We start from the raw sequence: 24,541 nt of genomic DNA on the forward strand, positions 1-24,541 counted from the left end.
GTCTCGTCATAGGTCGTCAAGGCACATGCTCCATTCTTGTGGTCAGGGCGCGCCACCGCGCCCGGTAGGGTGAGAGATCGGGAAGCGCCGAGATATCCGGAACCTCGGCGGAAAGGGGGGCTGGCGCCTGCCGCGTCTCGTGGCCGGCGAGAAGGGCGGCCCCGCTGGCGGTGCCGCTGGTGCTGCGGCTGACGAGGACATGTTTGCGCGGCAGGAGGCGCGCCACCAGGGCGCCATAGAGCGGGTCGCTGACGAAATTGCCGTCGAGCACGATGCTTGCTGAAGCGGGCAGGCGCTCGATGCATTCCGCCGTGAGGAGTGCCGCATAGAGCACCGCGAGGGTGAAGCGCGCCGACATGTCATTGGCGAGCGGACCTTCGATCCGGCCCTGCCGGGCGCTGCCGGGAAAGAGGCCGTCATCGGAACCGAAGGAGGGCAATGCCAGGGTCCGCGAGGCGAGGAGGCGCTCGAGCTCATGCGCGGATGCGGGCCCGGCGCTGTCCTTGGCGACGGCGGAGAATTCACGCCCGCCCATGGACAGCATGCCGGGCAGCGGCCGGCCGCGGATATCGGCATTCACCGTATGCCCCGGTCTTTCGTCATCGAAATCGACGCCGGTGCGGTCGGTGAGCAGCACGATCCAGGTTCCGGTCGAGACGACGGTGAAGTCGGACAGGCCGGCAGCCTGATAGCGGTAGAAATTGGCCGAGGAATCATGGATGCCGTTGAGCACGCGGGTCGCGGGTGAAAGCTTCGTGACCTGGGCGAGCGACGGCTTCAGGGAACCAAGCGCCGTCCAGGCCGGCCTGAGCGGCGGCAGGAGCTTCTGCCACCGGCGCTCGGCGACGATCCTGGCGGGCCGGTTATCGACCGCGGCCCACAGATGCGATTGCGCCGCAAGGCTCGTAACTTCGCAAGCCGCGACGCCGCTGAGCCGCCAGGCCCAATATTGCGGCGTCGTCAGGAAATGGGTGGCGCGGGCGAAATCCCGGGGCCAGCGCGTTTCCTGCCACAGCATCTGGCGCGCCAGATGCGAGGCGCCCAGCATGATCGGGCTGCCGCGCTCGCGATAGGGGCCGGCGGCGGCGCGATAGGCGTCGACGATGTCGCTCGGCAGCGATTGCTCATAGTCCATCATCGGCAGGACGGGGCCGTCCGGTCCGACGAGCACGCCGCCCGACCCATGGGCGCAGGTCACGATCGCCCCGATCTCATGGCGGGCGGCAAGCTCGCTCAAGCCTCCGATCAGCCAGGCCTCGAGCCGCGCCAGATCATGATGCCGGTAGGGTGGGCCGTCTTGGACGAGATTCGGCGCCGACAGGGTTTCCAGCAATTCGCCGTCGGCCGTCACCGACGAGAGTTTCACATTGGTCTTGCCGATATCGAAGACGGCGATCGGAGTCATTTGGAGAGCAGCTGCCGGAAATGGGGCCGCAAGGTCTGCACCATGACGACGAGGATGAGGATGGCGCCCCAGATGGCGACGGTGAGATAGTTGCTGAGGCCGAACTGGTTGAAGCCGGAAGAGATGATCTGCAGGATCGCCAAAGCGAGCATCAGGCCGCCCACGGTGCCGAAGCCGCCGAACGGATCGACGCCGCCCAGGACGGCGGCCAGGATAGTCACCAGGAGATAGGACTGGGCATAGTCGGCGCTGGCCGAATTGAAGGTGACGAGCATCACCAGCGCCGCGACGAAGCAGGTGACGCTCGACATCACATAGACGCCGACCAGCACGCGGCGCGTGTCGATGGTCGAATAGCGCGTCGCCTGGATGTTCGATCCGATCATGGCGCAGGAAATACCGAAGGCGGTGCGCTTGAGGATGACGCCGACGATGACGGCGGTGACGATGAGGATGACGAAGATCAAAGGCACGCCCAGGAGGGTGGCATTGCCGGCTTTGGCGAAGGCATCGGGTATCCCTGACAGCGCCATGCCGCGCGTCAGATAGATGCTGATGCCGTCGATCAGCGACTTGGTGCCGAGCGTCACCAGAATGGGGTGGACGCCCGTATAGGCGACGAGGAAGCCGGTGATGAGACCGATCACCAGGCATAGGGCGAGGCCGGCCAGCAGCGCCAGGAGGATGATGGCGAAGACGGTGCCGGCGCCGGCATCGGGGGCGATCATGGTCCGCATGATCCATACCATGAGCAGCGCGCACTGGTTGGTGGTGGCGATGATGGCGAGATTGAGCCCGCCGGTCATCAGGGGCACGATCATGGCGAGCGACAGGAGGCCCAGTAGCGGCAGCTGGTACATGAAGGATTGCAGCGTGCCGGCGCTGAGGAAATTGGGCACGAAGGCGGAGAAGCCGAGGATCAGGGCAAGGAGCAGGACGGCGAGGCCGGCATGGCCGCCGGGCAGGCCGGTCCTGAGCCTCGTCATGAGATCGGCAAGCCCGCGATTGGCGCCGTCGAGACCGGTCGTTGACGGTTCAGCCATTGCCGGGGGCTTCCGCGATGATGCGATGGCGCCGGCCGCGCCTGGAGCTGAGCACGGTGATCGAGGTCGAGATCAGGATGGTGATGCCGATGACGATCTGGAAGAAATAGGAGGAGACGCCGAGCAGGTTGAGGCCGTTCTGCAGCATGGCGAGGAGCACGATGCCGAGCAGCACGCCGGGCACGGTGCCGATGCCGCCGGTGAGGCTGGCGCCGCCAAGGACGGCGGCCGAGAGCACGGCAAGCTCGGTATTGTACATGGCATTGGGAACGCTCTCGCCCACCCGATGCGCCTGAACGAGGCCGGCGAGCGCTGCCATGAAGCCCAGATAGCCATAGGCGACGAAGTGGAGCTTGCCGATGCCGATGCCGATGCGCCGCGCGGCTTCCGGATTGCCGCCCATCGCATAGAGCTGCCGGCCGATCGAGGAGCGGGTCATCCACGCCCAGGTGAACAGCGCCACCACCATCATCGTCACGATCGGCAAGGTGATGCGCACCAGATCGCCCACCGCGGTCTCGGTCTGGTAGAAGACGATCCGGTCGGTCCACCAGTCCGGCAAGGTGTAGATCGACTTGCCACTCGAGAAATACATGAGCAGCGAGAAGGAGATGCTCATCATGGCGATGGTCGCGATGATCGAGGTGATGCGCATCTTGTGAATGAGGGCGGCATTGACGCAGCCGAGCGCGGTGCCGATCAGCAGCCCCGCCACAATGACGAGCGGGGCGGGAAGGCCCAATTGCGTGGCGATGAGAGCGGCGCAATATTGCGCGACCGAGGCGGTGGCGGCGAAGGAGATGTCGATGCCGCCCGACACCAGCACGACGAACAGGCCCATGGCCATGATCGACTGGACCGAATAGGTCTCGAGCAGGTCGATGATGTTGGGCAGCGACAGGAAATCGCGCGCGGCCAAGGCGAAGACCGTGCCGACCACGAGGATCACGGCCAGCAGCCACATTTCCGGGCGCCGGCGCAGCGCTTTCAGGCTGAAGGCCGATCTGTCGTCAGGCATAGATGCGCTCCTCCATCTCATGCTCGCTCACCTGGCCCGGCACCTCGGCGCCGATGATGCGCCCGCTGCGCATGTGCAGGACCCGGTCGCAGGTGGCAAAGACTTCCGAGACCTCGTCGGAGATCAGGATGACGCCGACGCCCTGGCGCGCGAGCTCCGCCACCACTTCATAGATGCCCTGCTTGTTCTTGATGTCGACGCCGACGGTGGGCGAATCGAGGATCAGCACCTTGGGCCGCGTCGCCAGCCACTTGGCCAGCACCACGCGCTGCTGGTTGCCGCCGGACAGCGTCTGCACCGGCCGGTCGGTGCCGGCGACCTTGATCGAAAGCCGCTTGACCCAGTCATCGGCCAGCTTCTGCCGGCTCTTCGTCGCGATCAGGCCGAAGCGGCCGGCAAGCTGCTTCATCACGGCGAGGATGATGTTGTCGCCGATCGATTGCGGCAGGATCACGCCGAGGCCGAGCCGGTCCTCGGAGACATAGGCGATGCCCGCCTCGACCGCGTCGCGATTGGAGCTGAGGCGCAAGGGCTTGCCGTCGAGGGTGATGGCGCCGGCATCGGCGCGGTGCATGCCGAACAGAGTGAGCGCGAGCTCGGTGCGCCCCGAGCCCAGAAGCCCGATGATGCCCAGCACCTCGCCCTGGTGCAAAGTGAAGTCGATATCGGCGAACTCGCCCCGCCGCGAGAGCTTCTCGACGTGCAGCAGCTCGGGGGCATCGCCCATGTCGCGCGCCACGATGGAATGATCGATGTCGAGCCCGGTCATCAGATGGGCGATGCGTTTCTGGTCGACCTCGGCCACGGGCCAGGTGCCGACCTTCCTGCCGTCGCGCATGACGGTCACGCGCTCGGCGATCTCGACCACCTCATCGAGGCGGTGCGACACGAAGACGACCGCGATGCCGTCCGCCTTGAGCCTGGACACGATCGCCAGCAGGCGGTTGACCTCGGCGCGGGTGAGGGAGGCCGTCGGCTCGTCCATGAAGATGAGGCGCGCCTGCGCCGCGAGCCCGCGCGCAATGGCGACGATCTGGCGTTCGGCGACGGAGAGGTCCGAAACGATGGTGGAAAGGTCGAGATCGAAATTGAGCCGCCTGAGCACATCGCGCGCGACGCCGCGCAGGCGCTCCTTGCGCACCGGCTTCAGCGCGTGCTCGAGGTGATTCTCGATCGCGATATTCTCGGCGACCGACAGGTTGGGAAACAAAGAGAGATCCTGGAAGATGACCTGGATGCCGAGTGCCTTGGCGCGCGCCGGATCGAGCACCGGCACGTCCGCCCCGTCGATCTCGATGGTGCCCGAGCTCGGCGCATGGACGCCGACAACCGCCTTGATCAGGGTCGACTTGCCGCAGCCATTCTCGCCCACCAGGCAGTGGATCTCGCCGCGTTTGACGTCCCAGTCGATGCCGTCCAGCGCCTTGACGCCGCCGAAACGCTTGGAAATGCCGGTCAGCCGCAGGAATGGCGTTTCATCCGCCATGATGGAAACCTCAAATACATTGTCCTATCCCCCATTTCCCCTCTCCCGTTGCGCAGCAATGGGAGAGGGTGCCCGAAGGGCGGGTGAGGGCTCTTTGTTTCAGCGAGGGATACTCCGCAGAGATCATTACCACTCTCGCAAAAGAGCCCTCATCCGGCCTTCGGCCACCTTCTCCCATGCTGCGCACGGGAGAAGGGGAAAATCGAGGAGGGGCTCTTCAGATGTCTAGAGTCCCAGCTCCACCAGGCGATCGATATTCTCCTTGTCGAGCGACTCGAGCTTCTGCGCCTGGATCAGCTTCTTGTCCGGATAGACGCGCACCGGCCCGACGCCGGCCAGTTCCATGTTGTCGGTCGGTTCCTTGCCGGCCGCCAGCATGGAAGCGACCTGCACGAAGATCTCGCCCGCCGTCATCGGATTCCAGATGAAGCCGCCGCGGATGGTGCCCGACTTGACATATTTCTGGCCCTGGCCCGGCGAGAAGCCGCCGACCAGCACGATGGACTCGGCCTTGCCGCGGTCTTCGAGCGCGCGCGCCGCCCCGATCGGGCCTTGCGATCCGAAGGTGAGGATGCCTTTCAGGTCCGGATTGGCCCGCATCTGATCCTGCGTGGTCTTGAGGCTCTCATCGACGCTTTCGGCGACACCGAAGCGGTCGCCGAGCATCTGCATCTTCGGATACTTCTCTTTCTGATAGGCGATCGCCGCATCCGCCCAGGCATTGTGCAGCGGCACGGTGAGCGAGCCGACATAGACGATGTATTTGCCTTCCTCGCCCATGTTCTTGGCGAGCAGATCCATATGGGCGTGGCCATAGCCCTCGGTCGTGGTGAGCTCGAAGTCCCAGTCCATCTCCTTCTGGTCGGGGCCTTCATGCGCCAGCACCTTGATGCCGGCGGCACGCGCCCGCCCCAGCACCGGGTCGAGGGCGGCTGAATCATTCGGCACGATGCCGATGACGGCCACCTTGCGGGCGATCAGGTCTTCGATGGCGCGCACCTGCTGGGCGGCGTCGGCCTGCGTCGGTCCGACCATCCAGGCTTCCATCTTGAATTCGGGGGCGGCCTTCTTGATGCCCACCTCCATGGCGTTGAACCACGGAATGCCGCCGATCTTGACGACGATGCCGCATTGCGGGTCAGCCGCCATGGCGGGCGCCCCGAAAGTCGCGGCGGCGAGCGTGCCGCCGATGCCGGCGAGCGCAGTGCGTCTGGTAATGTTCATGTGACTCCTCCCATTTCGGTTTGGCCCGTTCCGCGCTGTTGCGGTTCCGGGCACCGCGGCGTCGAACCGCGGATCTCGACGGCGCATTTGAGGCGCCGGGTGACGGCGTCGCCGGCGTCGCCCTTCAGGCGACGCGACAAGAGCGACCAGGCCTGTTCGGCCATGACTTCGACGGGTTGGCGCACCGCGGTGACGCCGGGCGACGTCAGGCGCATCCATTCCATTTCGTCGAAACTGGCGAAGGCCAGGTCGTTAGGCACCGAGATGTTCATCTCGGCGAGCAGCCGATAGACGAGAAGAGCGGTGCCGTGATCAAGACAGAAGATCGACTGGGGGCGTGGCTTGGAACTGAGCCGCTTGTGCACGGAAACCAGCCCGTCAGGGTCATCGATGCCCACTTCCACGACGTCGAGCTTCATATGGCGTGCGGCTGCCTGGACGCCTTCCCAACGCTCGCGCACATTGGTGATCGAAAGCTTGCTTACGATCACCAGGCAATCGCGATAGCCCTGTTCGTCGAGATGCCGGGCGACGGCGCCGGCTGAGGGACCGTTATCGACCGCGATCAGATCAAAACCGGCCTGGTCGGGGATACGGTCGGCAAGCACGGTCGGTATGGCGAAGCCGGTCGGCAGGCGCTCGGCGAATGCGCCGTCGCAAGGGATGACGATCAGGCCCGCCGGCCGCCAGGCGCGGATATTGGCCAGCCGGTCGGCTTCCTCGGCGGCACTATTGCGGGCCGAGACGACGACGAGGTCGTAGCCATCGCCACGCGCCGCGTGCTCGAGGGTCGAGACGAAAGTGGCGAACATCGGGTTGGTGAGATCGGGAACGACGACGCCGGCGAGCAGTGCCTTGCGCGAGCGGAGCCGCGAGGCGGCGATATCGACGACATAGCCAAGCTCGCGCACCGCCGCATTCACCCGCTCGACGATGGCGGGCGACACGGTGGGCTTGCCGTTGAGCGCATTGGAAACGGTTGCGACCGAGACGCCGGCGCGGGCCGCAACCATTCGGATAGACGGGGCATGATTTCGCGACACGCTCGCCCTCCCTGACGAAATGCGCGTAAAAGGCCTTGATAAAACGTTTTATTGTACGGTATCGATTGTCCTGGCAAGTGTCAACAAGGTTCCGGCGTCCAGGCCGGCGCGCCTCGTCGGGCCAAAAGGCCCGCTGCGCAAAGGGGAGGATGATCGATGAACAAGCTGGGTTTGCACGCACTGGTCTGGGAAGCGGGCTGGAGCCATGACGAATGCGCGCGCGCGATCGCGAAGACCGCCGAGGTCGGCTATGATTTCATCGAGGCGCCGGCCCTCGATCCGAGCCTGATCGATCCCGCTTTCACCGTGAAGCAGCTCGAGAAGAACGGCATCGGCATCAATTTCTCGCTCGGCCTCGACTTCGACAGCGACATTTCCAGCGGCGACAGGGAGAAGGGCCGGCGCGGCAAGACGAAGCTCGAGGAGGCGATCGCGGTGTGCCGCGACTGCGGCGGCAAATATATCGGCGGCATCCTCTATTCGGCCTTCGGCAAATATACCGTGCCGCCGACCAAGGCCGGCATCGCCCAATCGGTCGACATATTGCGCGAGGTCGCGGCGACCGCGGCCAGGAGCGACATCACGCTCGTCCTCGAAGTGGTGAACCGCTACGAGTCGAATGTCCTCAATACCGCGGCACAGGGCGTCGAGATGGTGAAGCGCATCGCGGCACCCAATGTGAAAGTGCATCTCGATGTCTATCACATGAATATCGAGGAGTCGGACATCGCCTCGGCGATCATCCAGACGGGCGAGCATCTGGGCTATCTGCATACGGGCGATTCGCATCGCGGCTATATGGGCTCAGGCACGATCGATCTTGCCGGCGTGTTCCGGGCGGTGGTCAATGCGGGCTACAAGGGGCCGATCACCTTCGAATCCTTCTCATCGCGCGTCGTCGGCCAGCCGCTCGAAGGCATATTGGGCATCTGGCGCAATCTGTGGGACGACGGCCATGATCTGGCCGCCCATGCCTTGATGTACACGAAGGCGCAGCTCAAGGCGGCCGAGGAAGCACGGCGCCAGACATTGGAGCGCAGCAGGCTTCTGTAACGGTGGGGAACTCGCGGCATCCCGCCGCAGCGCAGAAACCTCGGTGGAATTCCCACGTTGCTCTGGAACTGGTCGACTCTCCTTGTTCCAGGAGGACGCCATGCGCCCGAAGAACTATCGGCCGGAACGCCGCCGCAGCGATCAGCTCCATTCCGGTGTTTATCTGGCTCTTGCCTTGCTCGCCCTCTGGTATGTTTTTGCAGCCTGGAGCTTCGGCGGCGACGCCTATACGGATTACTTGCTCGTCGTTGCCAGCGGCCTGATCGCCATTACCGTTGCAATACCCGCCGCCCTGTGGCGCATCTGGCGCAGCCATCCGCATGAGGACCTGCCGGACAGGTCTTTCCGCGCCTGGGCACAGAGCGAGTTCCGCATCTGGCAGGATCATGTGAGCGGCCGCAATGCGGCGATCGAGATTCTGCTGCCGGTCGCCGCCGTGGCCTTCGGCCTGTCGCTGCTCAGCGTGATCCTTCATCTCACGCGACATTGAAGTCGCGTCTAGGATAGCGACGACCATAGCTTGCTCAGCAGAGCAATCGCTATGATGATGGCAAGCAGAAAATACGGATTCCAAAAGAGGTCGGCCAGTCGCCATTTTGCATCGGGCCTGCGCGAAGGCTGCCGGCGCTCGAAAAACGCATCAGTGAGACCCATCTCCTGCGAATGCTCTGTAACGTATTCGTAGAGCAGCGCGGTGAGATTGTCCGGGTAGGCATAGAATTCCTGATCAAGCGCATCCAGCATTTCGAGGGGCTCTGGCGCCAACGCAGCCACCCTTTCCCGGCGTACCTGGTGAGATTCTGAGGCGTCATAGCCAGCGGCTTTGATGGCGCGTTGCGCAATGCCGGCCATGGCGGTCGCTCCGATGGCGCGCAAAGCCTCGACGACATGATGGGCAAGGTTTCCCGCACTGTTGAAGAAATACTGATGGAATCCACCATTATTCACTTCGGCTTCGAGTTCCCAGACGGCCCGGAAAACACGCTCCGGTGGCGACAAGTGATCATAGTCGAGGCGCCAAAGACGGGAGTGTGGATTCTCTGCGAGTTTGAGCAGGCGCCTATTCATTTCAGTCGCGTCAAGGATCACCGAACTTCCTCCATGGCGGGATCAGAAGAGGATATCAGGAAAATTCCGCGAAAACGCAAGCAATCGCGGGCTCTATCCCTCCGTCCGCGCCACGCCCGCATTGATGGTGCGCGTCAGCACGATCACCGGCACGATCCCGGCCAGCATGATGAGAAGGGCGGCCACCGAGGCATCCTCGACCGCGGCGCGCGAAGCACGCTCATAGACATAAGTCGACAGCGAATTGTAGTTGAAGGGCCTGAGCAGGATTGTCGCCGACAATTCCTTGATGCCGTCGATGAAGACGAGCAGCCCGGCGGTGAGGAAGGCGGGCTTGAGGATGGGCAGCAGCACCTGGAACAAAGTCTCGCGCGCATTGCGCCCGAGGGTGCGCGCCGCCATGTCGATATGGGTCGGCACCTTGTGGAAGCCCGCCTCGACGGCGCCTTCCGCCATGGCAAGAAAGCGCACGCTCATCGCATAGACGATGCAGAGCGCCGAGCCGGTGAGCAGGAGGCCCGTCTTGATGCCGAAGGCGCTTTGCATCCACTGATCGAGAAGATTGTCGAAGCGCGCCAGCGGGATGAGGATGCCGAGCGCCAGCACGGTCCCCGGAATCGCATAGCCCAATGCCGCGAAGCGGTTGACGAGCAGCATGTTGCGACTCCGCGTCACCCGCACCGTATAGGTGAGGAGAAAAGCGAGGCCGACGGTGACGACCGCGGCTGCGCCGGCGACACCGACGCTGGTCAGGATCGCTTCCTGCAGGACGGGATCGAGAAGCTGGTCGAACCGCTTCAGCGCAGAGGAGCCGAGCACATAGAAGGGGAGCGCGAAGCCCGCGATGATCGGCAGCAGGCAGGCGGTGAAGGCCAGAGCGGCCCTGGCACCGCGCAGGCGGATCGGGCTCGAGCGCTGCGCCATGCTGGAGCTGCGGCCGAGATGGAAGCTCTGCTTGCGCCTGGCCCAGCGCTCGGCGAGGATCACGCACAGCACCACGATGAGCATCATGCAGGCGATCTGGGCGGCGCCCGACAGGCTGCCCTGGTTCAGCCAGGTCGTGTAGACGGTCGAGGTGAGCGTCCTTACCCCTAAGAATTCGACGGCGCCGATATCGTTGAGCGTCTCCATGAGCGCCAGCGTCACGCCGATGATGATGGCCGGCCGCGCCATCGGCAGCAGCACCTGGAGGAACGCCCTCAACGGCGAGGCACCGAGCGTGCGCGCCACATCGGTGGCGTTGCGTCCCTGCATCAGGAAGGCCGAACGGGTGGTGAGATAGACATAAGGGTAAAGGACGAAGGAGAGGACCATCACCGCGCCCCACAGCGAGCGCACATCCGGGAACCAGTAGTCGCGGGCGCTGTGGAAGCCGAAGAGGGCGCGCAGCAGCGTCTGCGCCGGGCCGGTGAAGGTGAAGAACTCGCCATAGGCATAGGCCGCGAGATAGGTCGGGACCGCGAGCGGCAGCACCAGCGCCCAGGCCAGGGTGCGCCGGCCGGGAAACTCATAGTAGGCGGTGAGCCAGGCCGGGATGATGCCCATGCTGGCGGTGAGAAGGGCAACGCCTGCCATGACGAGCGCGGTGGTGCGGACCGCGATGGGCAGCACATTGCGGGCGAGATGCGCCCAGTCCGCTCCGCCGCCCGACAGCGACAACGCGATGAGGGCGAGGAGGGGAAGGAGTACCGCAAGCCCGGCGGCAAGGGCGCCGAAGCGCAACAGCGGGTGGTCGTCCAACGGAAAAAAGGGGCGCGGACGCCCCTCTTCGAGTGTTGCCAGTTTCATATGGCGTGGGAAATCAGGTGGCCGGACCTTCGTCGAAAGCGACCTTGTCGACGAGCTCAGACGCCGTCTTGCGGTTCTTGGCGATGTCGGCGAGCGGCAGCGGATCGGGCTTCAGCGTGCCCCAGGCCTGAACGATGTCTGACGGCTTGATGCCGGGCTCGACCGGATATTCGAAGACCTGCTCGCCATAGAGCATCTGGCCCTTGTCGCTGGCCAGGAATTCCATGAGCTTCACCGCATTCTCCTTGTTGGGAGAGTTCTTCGCCAGCGCCATGCCGGAGATGTTCACATGCGTGCCGCGGTCATCGGCATTGGGGAACAGCACCTTGATGGCCGCCGCCCAGTCCTTCTGCTCGGGATTCTTCTCATTGGTCTGCATCTGGCCGACATAATAGGTGTTGCCGAGCGCAATATCGCATTCACCCGCGAAGATCGCCTTGGCCTGCTCGCGGTCGCCACCATCGGGCTTGCGGGCGAGGTTGTTCTTCACCCCCTTGAGCCATTCCTCGGTCTTCTCCGGGCCGTGATGGGCGATCATCGAGGCGATGAGGCCGATCGTGTAGACATGCTGGCCCGAGCGGGTGCAGATCTTGCCCTTCCACTTGGGATCGGCGAGCTCTTCATAAGTGATCGCGTCCTGCGTCACGCGCTCCTTGGAGGCATAGATGACGCGGGCGCGCGTCGTGACGCCGAACCAGTTGCCCTCCGGGTCGCGATATTGCGAAGGGATGTCCTTGTTGATGGCCTCGTTGGCGAGCGCCTGGGTGACGCCCTTGTCCTCCGCCGCCTGGATGCGGCCGATATCGACGGTGAGGATGACATCGGCCGGGGAATTGGCGCCTTCCTCGGCGATCTTCTCCTCGAGGCCCTTGTCGAGGAACAGCACATTGGTCTTGATCCCCGAATCCGCCGTGAAGGCATCGAGCAGCGGCTTGATGAGCTCAGGCTGCCGATAGGAATAGATATTGACGACGCCATCCGCCATGGCGCTCGTGGCGAGAAGGGTGGCGGCGAACGGTGCCGCGATCGAGAGTTTCAGGAGTTTTTTGAAGGATTTCATATGGTTGCTTCCCCTGGGTTTAGTGGCTGACTTGGCGTCATGCAGTCCAGTAAATCCGACTGCCATGGTCGGAATTTTTCTGGGGGAAAAGTCCCGGGTCGTCAAGAAAAAAACCTTGTTTGATCAGACATTTGGAACCGTTCTAAGAATAGGACAATCGACCAGGCGCGGTAGCTGCCGTGATCTGCTGTTTCCGATCCTTGCCGTCCTGATTCTGGTCATCGCCGTGCAGGCGGTGGAAGGGACGGCAGGCTTTCTGGCTGGTGCGTCACCCAGTATCTCAATTCGATCTCGCTCGAGGCTGGCAATGTCAGGCTCTCGCTTCTGACCTGATGAAGGTGGGTCTAGGGGCTGCATCTTTCCGGCTCGGACGGCTGTTTCTCGTGCCGGCAAAATAAGAACTTACCTTGCTTGACACCTGCGGGGCGCTGCCCTATCACCCCGCCCACGCCAAAAGCGGGTGTAGCTCAGTTGGTTAGAGCGTCGGCCTGTCACGCCGAAGGTCGCGGGTTCGAGCCCCGTCACTCGCGCCAGTCTTTTCAATAGGATAGGCGCTTTCTCATAGCTCTCCCATACGCGCTGGGCGAGTGGCTTCTCCGTCTTCGGCTGGCTGATGTTGCCCAAAGAGCACACTTGAAAGAAAACAATTTGACGTTGTTGCGTCTCGATTCCCCGCATGCGAGACTTTTTTTAAATCTATTTCGGGGAATCGGGGCATGCTGAGACGACTGCTACTGGCGAGTGCTTCAATGGTGCTGGCGCTCGGCGGCGCACATGCTGCGGACGTGGTTGAGGAACCGGTGGCTGTGTATGACTGGTCCGGCCCCTATATTGGTGGTTCCATCGGCTACATCCAGGGCAATTTTGATGTGGACGCCACACCCTTTGGCGGGCCGACTTGGGAAGATGAACCGGATGGAATCTATCTGGGCGGTCTTGTCGGCTTCAACTATCAGATGGACAATCTGGTGCTGGGCCTTGAGGCCGACATCGGCTGGACCGATGCAAATGATAAGACCGACCTTGTTGGATTTGAACCGCTCGCATCAGATGACGATATCGACTACCTGGCAACATTGCGCGCTAGGATCGGCTGGGCGATGGACAATATCCTGATCTTTGCAACCGGTGGTGTGGGTCTGCTGGGAACCGACCTACAACTCAACAATGAGGCAAACCCGACAGATACTGAGAACGATCATTTCGGCTACGTTCTGGGGGGCGGTCTCGAATGGGGGGCAACCGAAAACATCTCGGTGCGCGCCGATTACCTCTATGGGAATTTCGAGACCAAGACCTCCACGAACAGCTTCGGTAGTGTCGGGGAGCTTGATCCCGAAATCCATCTCATCCGCGGTAGCGTGATCTTCCATTTCTGACGTGCGCCGCCTTATCCGACTGGGCGGGAATTTTGACGACCGGCAGCGGCTTTCCCGGTCGTTTATGGTCGTTCTCTCGCTCCTCTAGGGGGCGTTAGAGCGAAGTCCTGTATTGGTCGAACTCCAGGCCCGATGCTCTAACTTCCTGTGATCCCCTTCGCCAGTTCCGGTTAGGGAGCGGCGGCAGAATCCCCTTTCACCAAACCGTTGTCTGGCGATGACAAAGTGTCACAAGGGGCCTTTCCCGACGCCACTTTTGGAATTGGTCTAATTGGCTTGCAGTGCAGCATATGGTGCGCTACCACGGCAACGAAAATAAGCCCGCTTCGCAGTGGGCAAAAGAGGCACAGGGACATGCCCGAACTGTTCAGAGACTACTTGCCCGTCGTCATCTTCATGGCCGTTGCCGGCGCGATCGCTCTGGCGCTCATGGCTTCGGCGATCATCATTGCGGTCAGGAAGCCCGATCCGGAGAAGCTTTCGGCCTATGAATGCGGCTTCAAGGCCTTCGACGACGCCCGCATGAAATTCGACGTGCGATTCTACCTCGTCTCCATCCTCTTCATCATCTTCGACCTCGAAGTGGCCTTCCTGTTCCCCTGGGCGGTGTCGCTCGGCGAGATCGGGATCTATGGCTTCTGGTCGATGATGATCTTCCTCGTCGTGCTGACCATCGGCTTCATCTATGAGTGGCGCAAAGGAGCGCTCGAATGGGATTGATCGAGACCCCCAAAACGGGGCAGGGCCTCATCACCCCGTCCCAGCAGGAATATTTCACCACCATCAACGCCGAGCTCGCCGACAAGGGCTTTCTCGTCACCTCGACCGATGACCTGATCAACTGGGCCCGCACCGGCTCGCTGATGTGGATGACCTTCGGTCTCGCCTGCTGCGCGGTCGAGATGATGCAGGTCTCCATGCCGCGCTACGACGTGGAGCGCTTCGGCTTCGCGCCACGCGCGTCACCCCGCCAGTCGGACGTGATGATCGTCGCCGGCACGCTCACCAACAAGATGGCTCCGGCGCTGCGCAAGGTCTATGACCAGATGCCGGAGCCGCGCTACGTGATCTCCATGGGCTCCTGCGCCAATGGCGGCGGCTATTACCACTATTCCTATTCGGTGGTGAGGGGCTGCGATCGCATCGTGCCGATCGACATCTACGTGCCGGGCTGCCCGCCGACCGCCGAGGCGCTGCTCTATGGCATCCTGCAGCTGCAGAAGAAAATCCGCCGCGTCGGCACATTGGAGCGCTAGTCCTGATGTCGGAATTGCTGAAGTCGCTGAGCGCTCATATTTCGGACCGGCTGGGGCCGGCTGTTCTCGCAAGCACCATCGCCTATGGCGAACTTACCCTGGAGGCCGATCCGGCGCGGATCATCGAGGTGCTGCGCTTCCTGCGCGATGACGCGGAATGCCGCTTCGTCTGCTTCATCGATATCTGCGGCGCCGACTATCCCGAGCGCGAGAAACGCTTCGATGTCGTCTATCATCTGCTCAGCCCCTACAAGAACGCCCGCATCCGCGTGAAGGTCAAGGCCGACGACGAGACGCCGGTGCCGAGCGTCATCGACGTCTTCCCCGCCGCCGACTGGTTCGAGCGCGAGGCTTTCGATCTCTATGGCGTGTTGTTCTCGGGCCACCCGGATCTGCGCCGCATCCTCACCGACTATGGCTTTGCCGGCCATCCCTTGCGCAAGGACTTCCCGCTCACCGGCCATGTCGAGGTGCGCTATGACGACGAGCAGAAGCGCGTCGTCTACGAGCCGGTGAAGCTCGTCCAGGAGTTCCGCAAATTCGACTATCTGTCGCCCTGGGAGGGCACCGACTACATCCTTCCCGGCGACGAGAAGGCCACCAAATCATGAAGGACAGCCTCAAGCCGGGCGTCACCCACCGCTTCGTCTATCGCGTGCCGCGCGAGAAGACGGTGCCTTTCCTCTATCCCGAAGCGCCATCCTTCCAGGCCATGCCCGAGGTCTTCGCCACCGGTTACATGGTGGGCCTGATGGAATGGGCCTCGATCGAATTGCTCAAGCCTCATCTGGATGAGGGCGAGGGCAGCCTCGGCACGCATATAGATGTGAGCCATCTGGCGGCGACGCCCCCCGGTTTCGAGGTGACGGTCGACACCGAGGTCACCAAGGTCGATGGCCGGCGCGTGTGGTTCAAGATCAGCGCCAGTGACGGCATCGACAAGATCGGCGAAGGCAGCCATGAACGCGCTGTCGTCGTGTGGCAGAAATTCAAGGCGCGCGTGGCGGAAAAGGCGGTGCGGCAATGACGATGACCGCCGAAGCCGACATCCGCAACTTCACCATCAATTTCGGGCCGCAGCATCCGGCAGCCCATGGCGTGTTGCGCCTCGTGCTCGAGCTCGACGGCGAGGTGGTGACCCGCGTCGATCCGCATATCGGGCTGCTGCACCGTGGCACCGAGAAGCTCATCGAGCACAAGACCTATCTGCAGGCGGTGCCCTATTTCGACCGGCTCGACTACGTGGCGCCGATGAATCAGGAGCACGCTTTCGCGCTCGCCACCGAGCGCCTGCTCGGCATCACGGTGCCGAAGCGCGGCCAGCTCATCCGCGTGCTCTATTCCGAGATCGGCCGGCTCCTGTCGCATCTCCTCAATGTCACGACCCAGGCCATGGATGTGGGCGCTCTCACGCCACCGCTCTGGGGCTTCGAGGAGCGCGAGAAGCTCATGGTCTTCTATGAGCGGGCCTCGGGCTCGCGCATGCATGCGGCCTATGTGCGCCCGGGCGGTGTCCATCAGGACCTGCCGCAGGCGCTCATCGACGACATCTGGACCTTCTGCGAGCATCACAACAAGGTGCTCGACGACATCGAGGGGCTTCTCACCGACAATCGCATCTTCAAGCAGCGCAATGTCGATATCGGCGTGGTCAAGCTCGAGGACTGCTTCGCCTGGGGCTTCTCCGGCGTGATGGTCAGGGGCTCAGGCGCTGCCTGGGACCTGCGCAAGGCGCAGCCCTATGAATGCTATGACGAGCTCGATTTCGACATCCCGATCGGCAAGAACGGCGATTGCTACGACCGTTACCTGATCCGCATGGAAGAGATGCGCCAATCGGTGCGCATCATGAAGCAGTGCATCGAGAAGCTGAACTCGGCGGAAGGCAAGACACTGATCTCGTCGATGGACGGGAAGGTCGTGCCGCCGAAGCGGCCTGAGATGAAGCGCTCGATGGAAGCGCTCATTCATCATTTCAAGCTTTACACCGAAGGCTACAAGGTGCCGGCGGGCGAGGTCTATGCCGCCGTCGAGGCGCCCAAGGGCGAATTCGGCGTCTATCTCGTATCCGACGGGACCAACAAGCCCTATCGCTGCAAGATCAGGGCGCCGGGCTTCGCCCATCTCCAGGCGATGGACTTCATGTGCCGCGGGCACATGCTGGCCGATGTGAGCGCGGTGCTGGGCTCCCTCGATATCGTGTTTGGTGAGGTTGATAGATGAGCGTACGCCGTCTCGATCCCGTCCAGCCGGAGAGCTTCGCCTTCACCAAGGCCAATCTCGCCTGGGCCAAGGAGACGATCCAGAAATATCCCGAAGGCAAGCAGGCCTCCGCCGTGATCCCGATCCTGTGGCGCGTGCAGGAGCAGAATGACGGCTGGGTGTCGAAGCCGGCGATGGAATATGTCGCCGACATGCTCGGCATGAGCTTCATCCGCGTCTATGAGGTCGCGACCTTCTACACGATGTTCCAGCTTTCGCCGGTCGGCAAGAAAGCGCATGTGCAGCTCTGCGGCACGACGCCCTGCATGCTGCGGGGCGCTGAGGATCTGAAGAAGGTCTGCCAGCGCCGCATCCATCCTGAGCCGCATCACGTTTCGGCCGACGGCAATTTCTCCTGGGAAGAGGTCGAGTGCCTCGGCGCCTGCGTGAATGCGCCGATGGTGCTGATCTGGAGCGACACCTATGAGGATCTCACCCCTGAGAGCTTCGAGAAGGTGCTCGATGGCTTTGCTAACGACCGGCCGGTGAAGCCCGGGCCGCAGAATGGCCGCCAGTTCTCGGCCCCCGAAGGCGAGCTGACCAGCCTCACCGACAAGTCGCTCTACAGCAAGGACCGCACCTTCCAGCGCATCGAGATGCCGCCGCCGGCTCCTCCGGCCGCCGCCGCGCCGCCGGCAGCCGCGGCCCCGCCGCCTGTGGCGCCGCCCAAGGCGCCGGCTGCGGCAGCGCCGCCATCCAATGCGGCAAAGCCGGTGACGGCCGCGCCCGAAACGGCGCCCGCGGTGAAGTCGCCGTCGCCCGTCAAGACCGCCGAGGCGCAGATGGCGCTGGCCAAGGCCGAGCAGAAGGCCGAAGCAACGGCGACGCCGGAGAAAGCGCCGTCGCGCGTCGCCGCTTCCAAGCCGGAAGAAAAGCCGGTCGCTGCCAAGGCACCGGTCGCGAAGAGCCCGGATGGCAAGCCCGAGCTTCTCAAGAAGCCGCGCAGCGGCAGGGGCGATGATCTCAAGCTCATCTGGGGTGTTGGCCCCAAGCTCGAAAGCATGCTCAACACCATGGGCGTCTGGCATTTCGACCAGATCGCCTCATGGGGCAAAGCCGAGATCAAATGGGTCGACGAGCGCCTCGAAGGCTTCAAGGGCCGGGCTGAGCGCGATGAATGGGTGAAGCAGGCCAAGAAGCTTGCCAAGGGCTGGCGGCCCGACAATGCCGTCGGCGAGAAACCGAAGTGAGGAGGGAGGAAATGATCACAACACTCTCAACCCTCACCCTGAGGTGCACCGCCGCAGGCGGTGCCTCGAAGGGTCTGCATCGGCAGGCTCGCTCTATCCTGGTGGATGCTTCGAGGCTCGCTTCGCTCGCACCTCAGCATGAGGATTGCATCTAATGCTCGCAGATAAGGACCGCATCTTCACCAATCTCTATGGCCTCCATGACTGGGGCCTCGACGGGGCGCGCCGGCGCGGCTGCTGGGTGGATGTGAAGTCGTTCATCGACAAGGGCCGCGACTGGATGATCAACGAGATGAAGGCGTCGGGCCTCAGGGGTCGCGGCGGCGCCGGCTTCCCGACCGGCCTCAAATGGTCCTTCATGCCCAAGCAGGTCGGCGAGCGGCCGCACTATCTCGTCGTCAATGCGGATGAATCCGAGCCCGGCACCTGCAAGGACCGCGAGATCATGCGCCATGATCCGCATCTCCTCATCGAGGGCTGCCTGATCGCCGGCGCCGCGATGGCCGCCCATGTCGGCTATATCTATGTGCGCGGCGAGTTCATCCGCGAGCGCGAGCGTCTCCAGGCCGCCATCGACCAGGCCTATGAGGCGCGCCTCATAGGCCGGAACAACGTCCATGGCTGGGACTTCGACCTCTATGTCCACCATGGCGCCGGCGCCTATATCTGCGGCGAGGAAACCGCACTCCTCGAAAGCCTCGAGGGCAAGAAGGGCCAGCCCCGCATGAAGCCGCCATTCCCGGCCAATGTCGGTCTCTATGGCGCGCCCACCACCATCAACAACGTCGAATCGATCGCCGTCGCCGGCACCATCATGCGCCGCGGCGCCGCCTGGTTCTCCGGCATCGGCCGGCCCAACAATGTCGGCACCAAGCTCTTCTGCATCTCGGGCCATGTGAACAAGCCGTGCAATGTCGAAGAGGCCATGGGCATTCCCTTCCGCGAGCTGATCGAGAAGCATTGCGGCGGCATGCGCGGCGGCTGGGACAACCTGCTTGCCGTCATTCCGGGCGGCGCCTCGGTGCCCTGCGTGCCGGCGGAACAGATCATGGATTGCCCGATGGACTTCGATTCATTGCGCAACCTGAAATCGGGCCTCGGCACCGCGGCGGTCATCGTCATGGACAAGTCGACCGACATGATCCGCGCCATCGCCCGGCTGGCCTATTTCTACAAGCATGAGAGCTGCGGCCAGTGCACGCCCTGCCGCGAAGGGACGGGCTGGATGTGGCGCGTGCTCATGCGCATGGCCGAAGGCCGTGCCGAGAAGCGCGAGATCGACATGCTGCTCGACGTCACCTACCAGATCGAGGGCCACACGATCTGCGCGCTCGGCGATGCGGCGGCCTGGCCGGTCCAGGGCCTCATCCGCCATTTCCGCCATGTGATCGAAGAGCGCATCGATCAATATGCGGCCAATCCGGATCATGCGGGCGCGGTGCGCCTGCAGGCCGCTGAGTGAGGACAAGATGCCGAAACTGAAAGTCGACGGCACCGAGATTGAAGTCGAGAACGGCACGACGCTGCTGCAGGCCTGCGAGGCGGCGGGCGCCGAAGTGCCGCGCTTCTGCTATCACGAGCGCCTGTCGATCGCCGGCAATTGCCGCATGTGCCTGGTCGAGGTGAAGGGCATGCCGAAGCCGCAGGCCTCCTGCGCCATGTCGGTCAATGATCTGCGCCCCGGGCCCAATGGCGAGGCGCCGGAAGTGAACACCCGCACGCCGCTGGTCAAGAAGGCGCGCGAAGGGGTGATGGAATTCCTGCTCATCAACCACCCGCTCGATTGCCCGATCTGCGACCAGGGCGGCGAATGCGACCTGCAGGACCAGGCGATGGCCTATGGCATCGACAAGAACCGCTTTGCCGAGAACAAGCGGGCCGTCGAGGACAAATATATCGGCCCCCTGGTCAAGACCTCGATGAACCGCTGCATCCAGTGCACGCGCTGCGTGCGCTTCACGACGGAAGTAGGCGGTGTCGAGGAACTGGGCGCCATCGGCCGCGGCGAGGACATGGAGATCACGAGCTATCTCGAACGCGCCATGACCTCCGAGCTCCAGGCCAATATCATCGATCTCTGTCCCGTCGGCGCGCTCACCTCGCAACCTTATGAGTTCAAGGCGCGGCCCTGGGAGCTGACCAAGACCGAGACCATCGATGCCATGGATGCGGTGGGCTCCAATATCCGCGTCGATTCGCGCGGCCGCGAAGTGATGCGCATCCTGCCGCGCACCCATGAGGACGTGAACGAGGAGTGGATTTCCGACAAGACCCGCTTCGTGTGGGATGGGCTTCGCACCCAGCGCCTCGACCGGCCCTATATCCGCGAGATCGGCAAACTGCGCGCCGCCAACTGGAAAGAGGCGTTCCTGCGCGTCGCCCAGAAGCTGAAGGGCACAGCACCTGAGCGCGTCGGGATCATCCTGGGGGATCTCGTCGGCGCCGAGGAGGCTTTCTCGATCAAGCAGCTCGCCGATGCGCTCGGCATCGCCAGCATCGACTGCCGCCAGGATGGGACGCCGCTTGGCAATGCCGGCGGCCGCGCCGGCTATCTGTTCAACTCGACCATCACCGGCATCGAAGAGGCCGACGCGATCCTGCTCATCGGCACCAATCCGCGCCTCGAGGCGCCGGTGCTCAATGCCCGCATCCGCAAACGCTGGCTCAAGGGCAATCTCCCCGTGGGCCTCGTCGGCGAGAAAGCCGATCTCACTTATTCTTACAAGTATCTGGGCGCCGGCCCGGACAGCCTGGCCCGTCTCAAGGACTTCGATCTCAGCCAGAAGCAGAAGCCGATGGTCATCATCGGGCAGGGCGCCCTGGCGCGTCCCGATGGTGCTGCCGTGCTCGCGGCCGCCCAGTCTCTGGGGGGCGTCAAGGATGGCTGGAACGGCTTCAACATCCTCCACACCGCCGCGGGCCGTGTCGGCGCGCTCGATGCCGGCGCTCTGCCGGGCGCGGGAGGCAGGTCGACGCGCGATATTCTGAGCGCCGCCAAGGCGGGCGACCTCGACATCCTGTTCCTGCTCGGCGCCGATGAGGTGGAGCTGCCGCCGCAGGGCACATGCTTCGTCGTCTATCAGGGCAGCCATGGCGATGTGGGCGCGCATCGCGCCGACGTCATCCTGCCGGGTGCCGCCTATACCGAGAAGTCGGTGACCTATGTGAATACCGAAGGCCGCCCGCAGATGACGCGGCGCGCCACCTTCCCACCGGGCGAAGCTCGCGAGGACTGGGCGATTTTGCGCGCTCTGTCGGAAGCATTGGGCGCCACGCAGCCCTGGAACTCGCTCGCCGAATTGCGCAAGGCCATGTACGAGAAGGCCCCGCATCTGGCCCGCCTCGACCAGGTGGCCAGGGCCGATGCCGCCGACCTGGCGGCGCTGGCCGGGCAGGGCGGACAGATGTCGGGCGACGCCTTCGCTTCGCCGATCGGGGATTTCTATCTCACCAACCCGATCGCGCGCGCATCGCGCATCATGGGTGAATGTTCGGCGCTCAGGAACGGGGCCAGGCTCGAGGCGGCGGAGTGACATGAACGAGATTATCTTCACCGTTGGCCTCATCGTCATCCAGAGCGTGGCGCTGCTCGTCGCGCTCCTGATCGTGACCGCTTTCCTGCTCTATGCCGACCGCAAGGTGTGGGCGGCGGTGCAGATGCGCCGCGGCCCCAATGTCGTCGGACCCTGGGGATTGCTGCAGTCCTTCGCCGACCTGCTCAAATTCGTGTTCAAGGAAGTCATCATTCCCGATGGCGCCAACAAGGGTGTGTTCATCATCGCCCCCCTGGTCACGGCGCTTCTGTCGCTCGCCGCCTGGGCGGTGATCCCGCTCGACGAAGGCTGGGCGATAGCCGACCTCAATGTCGGCATTCTCTATCTGCTCGCCATCTCCTCCCTTGGCGTCTATGGCGTCATCATGGGCGGCTGGGCGTCCAACTCGAAATATCCCTTCCTGTCGGCGCTGCGCGCCGCGGCGCAAATGGTGTCCTACGAGGTCTCGATCGGCTTCGTCATCATCACCGTTCTGCTCTGCGTCGGCTCGCTCAATTTGACGGCCATCGTGAAGTCGCAGGAGACCGGGCTCGCGACCCTGATCGGGCTGCCATGGCTCGCTTTCCTCAACTGGTACTGGCTGCCGCTTCTGCCGATGTTCATCATCTTCTTCGTCTCGGCGCTGGCGGAAACCAACCGTCCCCCCTTCGACCTGGGCGAAGCGGAATCGGAACTCGTCGCCGGCTTCATGGTCGAGTATTCCTCGACGCCTTACCTCCTCTTCATGCTGGGTGAGTACATCGCCATCATCCTGATGTGCGCGATGACGACCATTCTGTTCCTCGGCGGCTGGCTGCCGCCGATCGACATCTGGCCGCTCAATCTGGTGCCGGGCGTCATCTGGTTCCTGGCCAAGCTCTGCTTCGTCTTCTTCATGTTCGCCATGGTGAAGGCGATCGTGCCGCGCTACCGCTATGACCAGCTGATGCGCCTCGGCTGGAAGGTGTTCCTGCCCATCTCGCTGTTCTGGGTGGCGCTCACCGCCGGCGTGCTCGTGACTTTCGGATGGCTGCCATGAGGAACCTCGATCATGGTCTTTTCGTTCACCAATGTGCTCTCGGCGCTGGTTTTCCTGGCGCTGGGGATATTGTGCCTCGCAGTCTTCCGGCGCTTCATCTATCCGGTCCTGAGCGCGCGTCACGAAAGGGCGAAGGTGACGCTCACGCAGAAGCGCGACCCGGCGAAGGTGACAAGGGTCATTTACGTGATCGGGCTGCTGGTCTTTCCGGTACTGGGCTTTCTGCTCGGCGGGATGTTGAATTGGTGATGTCATGAGAATGGCTCAGGCAGGCCGCGCGCTGTTCCTGCGCGAATTCGTTTCCGCCACCTTCATGGCGCTGCGCTATTTCTTCGCGCCCAAGGCGACGGTGAACTATCCCTTCGAGAAGGGGCCGGTGTCGCCGCGCTTCCGCGGCGAGCATGCGCTCCGGCGCTATCCCAATGGCGAGGAGCGCTGCATCGCCTGCAAACTGTGCGAGGCGATCTGCCCGGCCCAGGCCATCACCATCGAGGCCGGACCGCGCCGCAATGACGGCACCAGGCGCACCACCCGCTATGACATCGACATGGTGAAATGCATCTATTGCGGCTTCTGCCAGGAAGCCTGCCCGGTCGATGCCATCGTCGAGGGGCCGAATTTCGAATTTGCCACGGAAACCCGCGAGGAGCTCCTGTTCAACAAGGACAAGCTGCTCGCCAATGGCGATCGCTGGGAACGCGAGATCGCCAGGAATATTGCGCTCGACGCGCCTTACCGGTAAGCGCCGACGAGGATTGAGGGGACTATGACGGTCGCGAGCTTGTTCTTCTATCTGTTCTCCGTGGTGGCCTGCGCCGCCGCGGTGATGGTCATTTCATCGCGCAACCCGGTCCATTCGGTGCTGTTCCTGATCCTCGTCTTCTTCAACGCGGCGGGGCTCTTCATCCTGGCGGGTGCCGAGTTCCTGGCGCTCATCCTGGTCGTCGTCTATGTCGGCGCGGTGGCGGTGCTGTTCCTGTTCGTCGTCATGATGCTCGACGTCGATTTCACCGAATTGCGCCGCGGCATGCTGAGCTATCTGCCGATCGGCGGCGCTATCGGCCTGATCCTTCTGGTCGAGCTCATCCTGGTGCTCGGCACCTGGAACTTCTCTTCCGAGGCCGGCAAGATCGCCGAGCCCATTGCGCCCGGCGGCGTCACCAATACCGAAGCCCTGGGCCTGATCCTCTATACGAAATACTTCTTCTACTTCCAGGTGGCGGGGCTGGTGCTGCTCGTCGCCATGATCGGCGCCATCGTGCTCACCTTGCGCCACAAGGCGGGCGTCAAGCGCCAGAACATCGCCGACCAGGTGGCCCGCAACCCGGCCACCGCCATCGAAGTGCGCCAGGTCAAGCCGGGGCAGGGGATCTGAACATGACCATCACGCTCGGACATTTCCTCACCGTCGCCGCCATCCTCTTCACCATCGGCGTGTTCGGCATCTTCCTCAACCGCAAGAACGTCATCATCATCCTGATGTCGGTCGAGCTCATGCTGCTCGCGGTCAATATCAACTTCGTCGCCTTTTCCGCCTATCTGGGCGACCTGATGGGCCAGGTCTTCGCGCTCTTCGTGCTCACCGTTGCCGCCGCCGAGGCGGCGATCGGCCTTGCCATCCTCGTCGTCTATTTCCGCAACCGCGGCTCGATCGCGGTTGAAGACATCAATCTCATGAAGGGCTGACGCCGCAT

At 63.3% G+C, this 24,541-nt stretch carries 25 protein-coding genes and 1 tRNA gene; 17 read left to right on the top strand and 9 right to left on the bottom strand.

Annotated elements, in window-relative coordinates; translation table 11 throughout:
- Positions 1–16: 16 nt before the first annotated feature.
- From DT068_RS19350 to DT068_RS19375, 6 genes are all read right to left on the bottom strand, one after another.
- Positions 17–1,405: an FGGY-family carbohydrate kinase gene (locus DT068_RS19350; protein ID WP_119391520.1), complete on the bottom strand. Its 1,389-nt coding sequence runs from the start codon at positions 1,403–1,405 to the stop codon at positions 17–19.
- A complete protein-coding gene (locus DT068_RS19355; protein WP_119391521.1) occupies positions 1,402–2,448 on the bottom strand; it encodes an ABC transporter permease in 1,047 nt (348 codons plus the stop codon). Before DT068_RS19355 ends, DT068_RS19350 begins: the two co-directional genes overlap by 4 nt.
- Positions 2,441–3,466 carry an ABC transporter permease gene (locus DT068_RS19360; protein WP_119391522.1) on the bottom strand — a complete coding sequence of 342 codons (1,026 nt, stop codon included), beginning with the start codon at positions 3,464–3,466 and terminating at the stop codon, positions 2,441–2,443. Before DT068_RS19360 ends, DT068_RS19355 begins: the two co-directional genes overlap by 8 nt.
- The gene (locus DT068_RS19365) at positions 3,459–4,952 is read right to left on the bottom strand and encodes a sugar ABC transporter ATP-binding protein (protein WP_119391523.1); all 1,494 of its coding nucleotides are present in this window, start codon (positions 4,950–4,952) and stop codon (positions 3,459–3,461) included. The genes DT068_RS19360 and DT068_RS19365 overlap by 8 nt, the downstream gene beginning before the upstream one ends.
- 225 nt (positions 4,953–5,177) lie before the next feature.
- Complete coding sequence (locus DT068_RS19370; protein WP_119391524.1) at positions 5,178–6,176, bottom strand: substrate-binding domain-containing protein; 999 nt, start codon at positions 6,174–6,176, stop codon at positions 5,178–5,180.
- Positions 6,173–7,189 carry a LacI family DNA-binding transcriptional regulator gene (locus DT068_RS19375; RefSeq protein WP_119391525.1) on the bottom strand — a complete coding sequence of 339 codons (1,017 nt, stop codon included), beginning with the start codon at positions 7,187–7,189 and terminating at the stop codon, positions 6,173–6,175. Before DT068_RS19375 ends, DT068_RS19370 begins: the two co-directional genes overlap by 4 nt.
- A gap of 186 nt (positions 7,190–7,375) precedes the next feature.
- On the opposite strand from DT068_RS19375, the gene DT068_RS19380 reads away from it, so the two are divergent.
- Both DT068_RS19380 and DT068_RS19385 read left to right on the top strand, forming a co-directional pair.
- Positions 7,376–8,272, top strand: coding sequence for a sugar phosphate isomerase/epimerase family protein (locus DT068_RS19380; protein ID WP_119391526.1), 897 nt, complete (start codon positions 7,376–7,378; stop codon positions 8,270–8,272).
- Positions 8,273–8,372: 100 nt separating this feature from the next.
- A complete protein-coding gene (locus DT068_RS19385; protein WP_119391527.1) occupies positions 8,373–8,762 on the top strand; it encodes a hypothetical protein in 390 nt (129 codons plus the stop codon).
- A gap of 8 nt (positions 8,763–8,770) precedes the next feature.
- On the opposite strand, the gene DT068_RS19390 is transcribed toward DT068_RS19385, so the two are convergent.
- From DT068_RS19390 to DT068_RS19400, 3 genes are all read right to left on the bottom strand, one after another.
- Complete coding sequence (locus tag DT068_RS19390) at positions 8,771–9,361, bottom strand: DMP19 family protein (protein ID WP_162914316.1); 591 nt, start codon at positions 9,359–9,361, stop codon at positions 8,771–8,773.
- A 72-nt stretch (positions 9,362–9,433) separates the two neighbouring features.
- Positions 9,434–11,128, bottom strand: a complete 1,695-nt coding sequence (locus DT068_RS19395; RefSeq protein ID WP_119391529.1) for an ABC transporter permease — start codon at positions 11,126–11,128, stop codon at positions 9,434–9,436.
- A 13-nt stretch (positions 11,129–11,141) separates the two neighbouring features.
- The gene (locus tag DT068_RS19400) at positions 11,142–12,188 is read right to left on the bottom strand and encodes a Fe(3+) ABC transporter substrate-binding protein (protein WP_119391530.1); all 1,047 of its coding nucleotides are present in this window, start codon (positions 12,186–12,188) and stop codon (positions 11,142–11,144) included.
- 456 nt (positions 12,189–12,644) lie between these two features.
- Between DT068_RS19400 and DT068_RS19405 the strand changes: the two genes are divergently transcribed.
- The 15 genes from DT068_RS19405 (at position 12,645) to nuoK (ending at position 24,533) form a co-directional block, all read left to right on the top strand.
- A tRNA-Asp gene (locus tag DT068_RS19405) sits at positions 12,645–12,721 on the top strand.
- A 183-nt stretch (positions 12,722–12,904) separates the two neighbouring features.
- Positions 12,905–13,567, top strand: coding sequence for an outer membrane protein (locus DT068_RS19410; protein ID WP_119391531.1), 663 nt, complete (start codon positions 12,905–12,907; stop codon positions 13,565–13,567).
- 354 nt (positions 13,568–13,921) lie between these two features.
- Positions 13,922–14,287, top strand: a complete 366-nt coding sequence (locus tag DT068_RS19415) for an NADH-quinone oxidoreductase subunit A (RefSeq protein ID WP_119391532.1) — start codon at positions 13,922–13,924, stop codon at positions 14,285–14,287.
- On the top strand, positions 14,278–14,823 hold the full coding sequence (locus DT068_RS19420; RefSeq protein ID WP_119391533.1) for a NuoB/complex I 20 kDa subunit family protein: 546 nt from the start codon (positions 14,278–14,280) through the stop codon (positions 14,821–14,823). Before DT068_RS19415 ends, DT068_RS19420 begins: the two co-directional genes overlap by 10 nt.
- 5 nt (positions 14,824–14,828) lie before the next feature.
- A complete protein-coding gene (locus DT068_RS19425; RefSeq protein WP_119391534.1) occupies positions 14,829–15,434 on the top strand; it encodes an NADH-quinone oxidoreductase subunit C in 606 nt (201 codons plus the stop codon).
- The gene (locus DT068_RS19430; RefSeq protein WP_119391535.1) at positions 15,431–15,850 is read left to right on the top strand and encodes a thioesterase family protein; all 420 of its coding nucleotides are present in this window, start codon (positions 15,431–15,433) and stop codon (positions 15,848–15,850) included. Before DT068_RS19425 ends, DT068_RS19430 begins: the two co-directional genes overlap by 4 nt.
- Positions 15,851–15,852: 2 nt before the next feature.
- Positions 15,853–17,046 carry an NADH-quinone oxidoreductase subunit D gene (locus tag DT068_RS19435; RefSeq protein ID WP_119391609.1) on the top strand — a complete coding sequence of 398 codons (1,194 nt, stop codon included), beginning with the start codon at positions 15,853–15,855 and terminating at the stop codon, positions 17,044–17,046.
- On the top strand, positions 17,043–18,275 hold the full coding sequence (locus DT068_RS19440; RefSeq protein ID WP_119391536.1) for an NADH-quinone oxidoreductase subunit E: 1,233 nt from the start codon (positions 17,043–17,045) through the stop codon (positions 18,273–18,275). Before DT068_RS19435 ends, DT068_RS19440 begins: the two co-directional genes overlap by 4 nt.
- 154 nt (positions 18,276–18,429) lie before the next feature.
- Complete coding sequence (nuoF, locus tag DT068_RS19445; RefSeq protein ID WP_119391537.1) at positions 18,430–19,737, top strand: NADH-quinone oxidoreductase subunit NuoF; 1,308 nt, start codon at positions 18,430–18,432, stop codon at positions 19,735–19,737.
- A gap of 7 nt (positions 19,738–19,744) precedes the next feature.
- Positions 19,745–21,808, top strand: coding sequence for an NADH-quinone oxidoreductase subunit NuoG (gene nuoG / locus DT068_RS19450; RefSeq protein ID WP_119391538.1), 2,064 nt, complete (start codon positions 19,745–19,747; stop codon positions 21,806–21,808).
- 1 nt (position 21,809) lies between these two features.
- Positions 21,810–22,847, top strand: coding sequence for an NADH-quinone oxidoreductase subunit NuoH (nuoH, locus tag DT068_RS19455; RefSeq protein ID WP_119391539.1), 1,038 nt, complete (start codon positions 21,810–21,812; stop codon positions 22,845–22,847).
- Positions 22,848–22,859: 12 nt separating this feature from the next.
- Entirely contained in the window at positions 22,860–23,096 is a 237-nt protein-coding gene (locus DT068_RS19460; protein ID WP_119391540.1) for a hypothetical protein, read from the top strand.
- Positions 23,097–23,100: 4 nt separating this feature from the next.
- The gene (nuoI, locus tag DT068_RS19465) at positions 23,101–23,589 is read left to right on the top strand and encodes an NADH-quinone oxidoreductase subunit NuoI (protein ID WP_119391541.1); all 489 of its coding nucleotides are present in this window, start codon (positions 23,101–23,103) and stop codon (positions 23,587–23,589) included.
- Between the two features lie 24 nt (positions 23,590–23,613).
- Positions 23,614–24,222 carry an NADH-quinone oxidoreductase subunit J gene (locus DT068_RS19470; RefSeq protein WP_119391542.1) on the top strand — a complete coding sequence of 203 codons (609 nt, stop codon included), beginning with the start codon at positions 23,614–23,616 and terminating at the stop codon, positions 24,220–24,222.
- Positions 24,223–24,224: 2 nt separating this feature from the next.
- A complete protein-coding gene (nuoK, locus tag DT068_RS19475) occupies positions 24,225–24,533 on the top strand; it encodes an NADH-quinone oxidoreductase subunit NuoK (protein ID WP_119391543.1) in 309 nt (102 codons plus the stop codon).
- Positions 24,534–24,541 lie beyond the last annotated feature (8 nt).

The sequence above is a fragment of the Taklimakanibacter lacteus genome (genome assembly GCA_003576695.1).
Lineage (GTDB): Bacteria > Pseudomonadota > Alphaproteobacteria > Rhizobiales > Aestuariivirgaceae > Taklimakanibacter > Taklimakanibacter lacteus.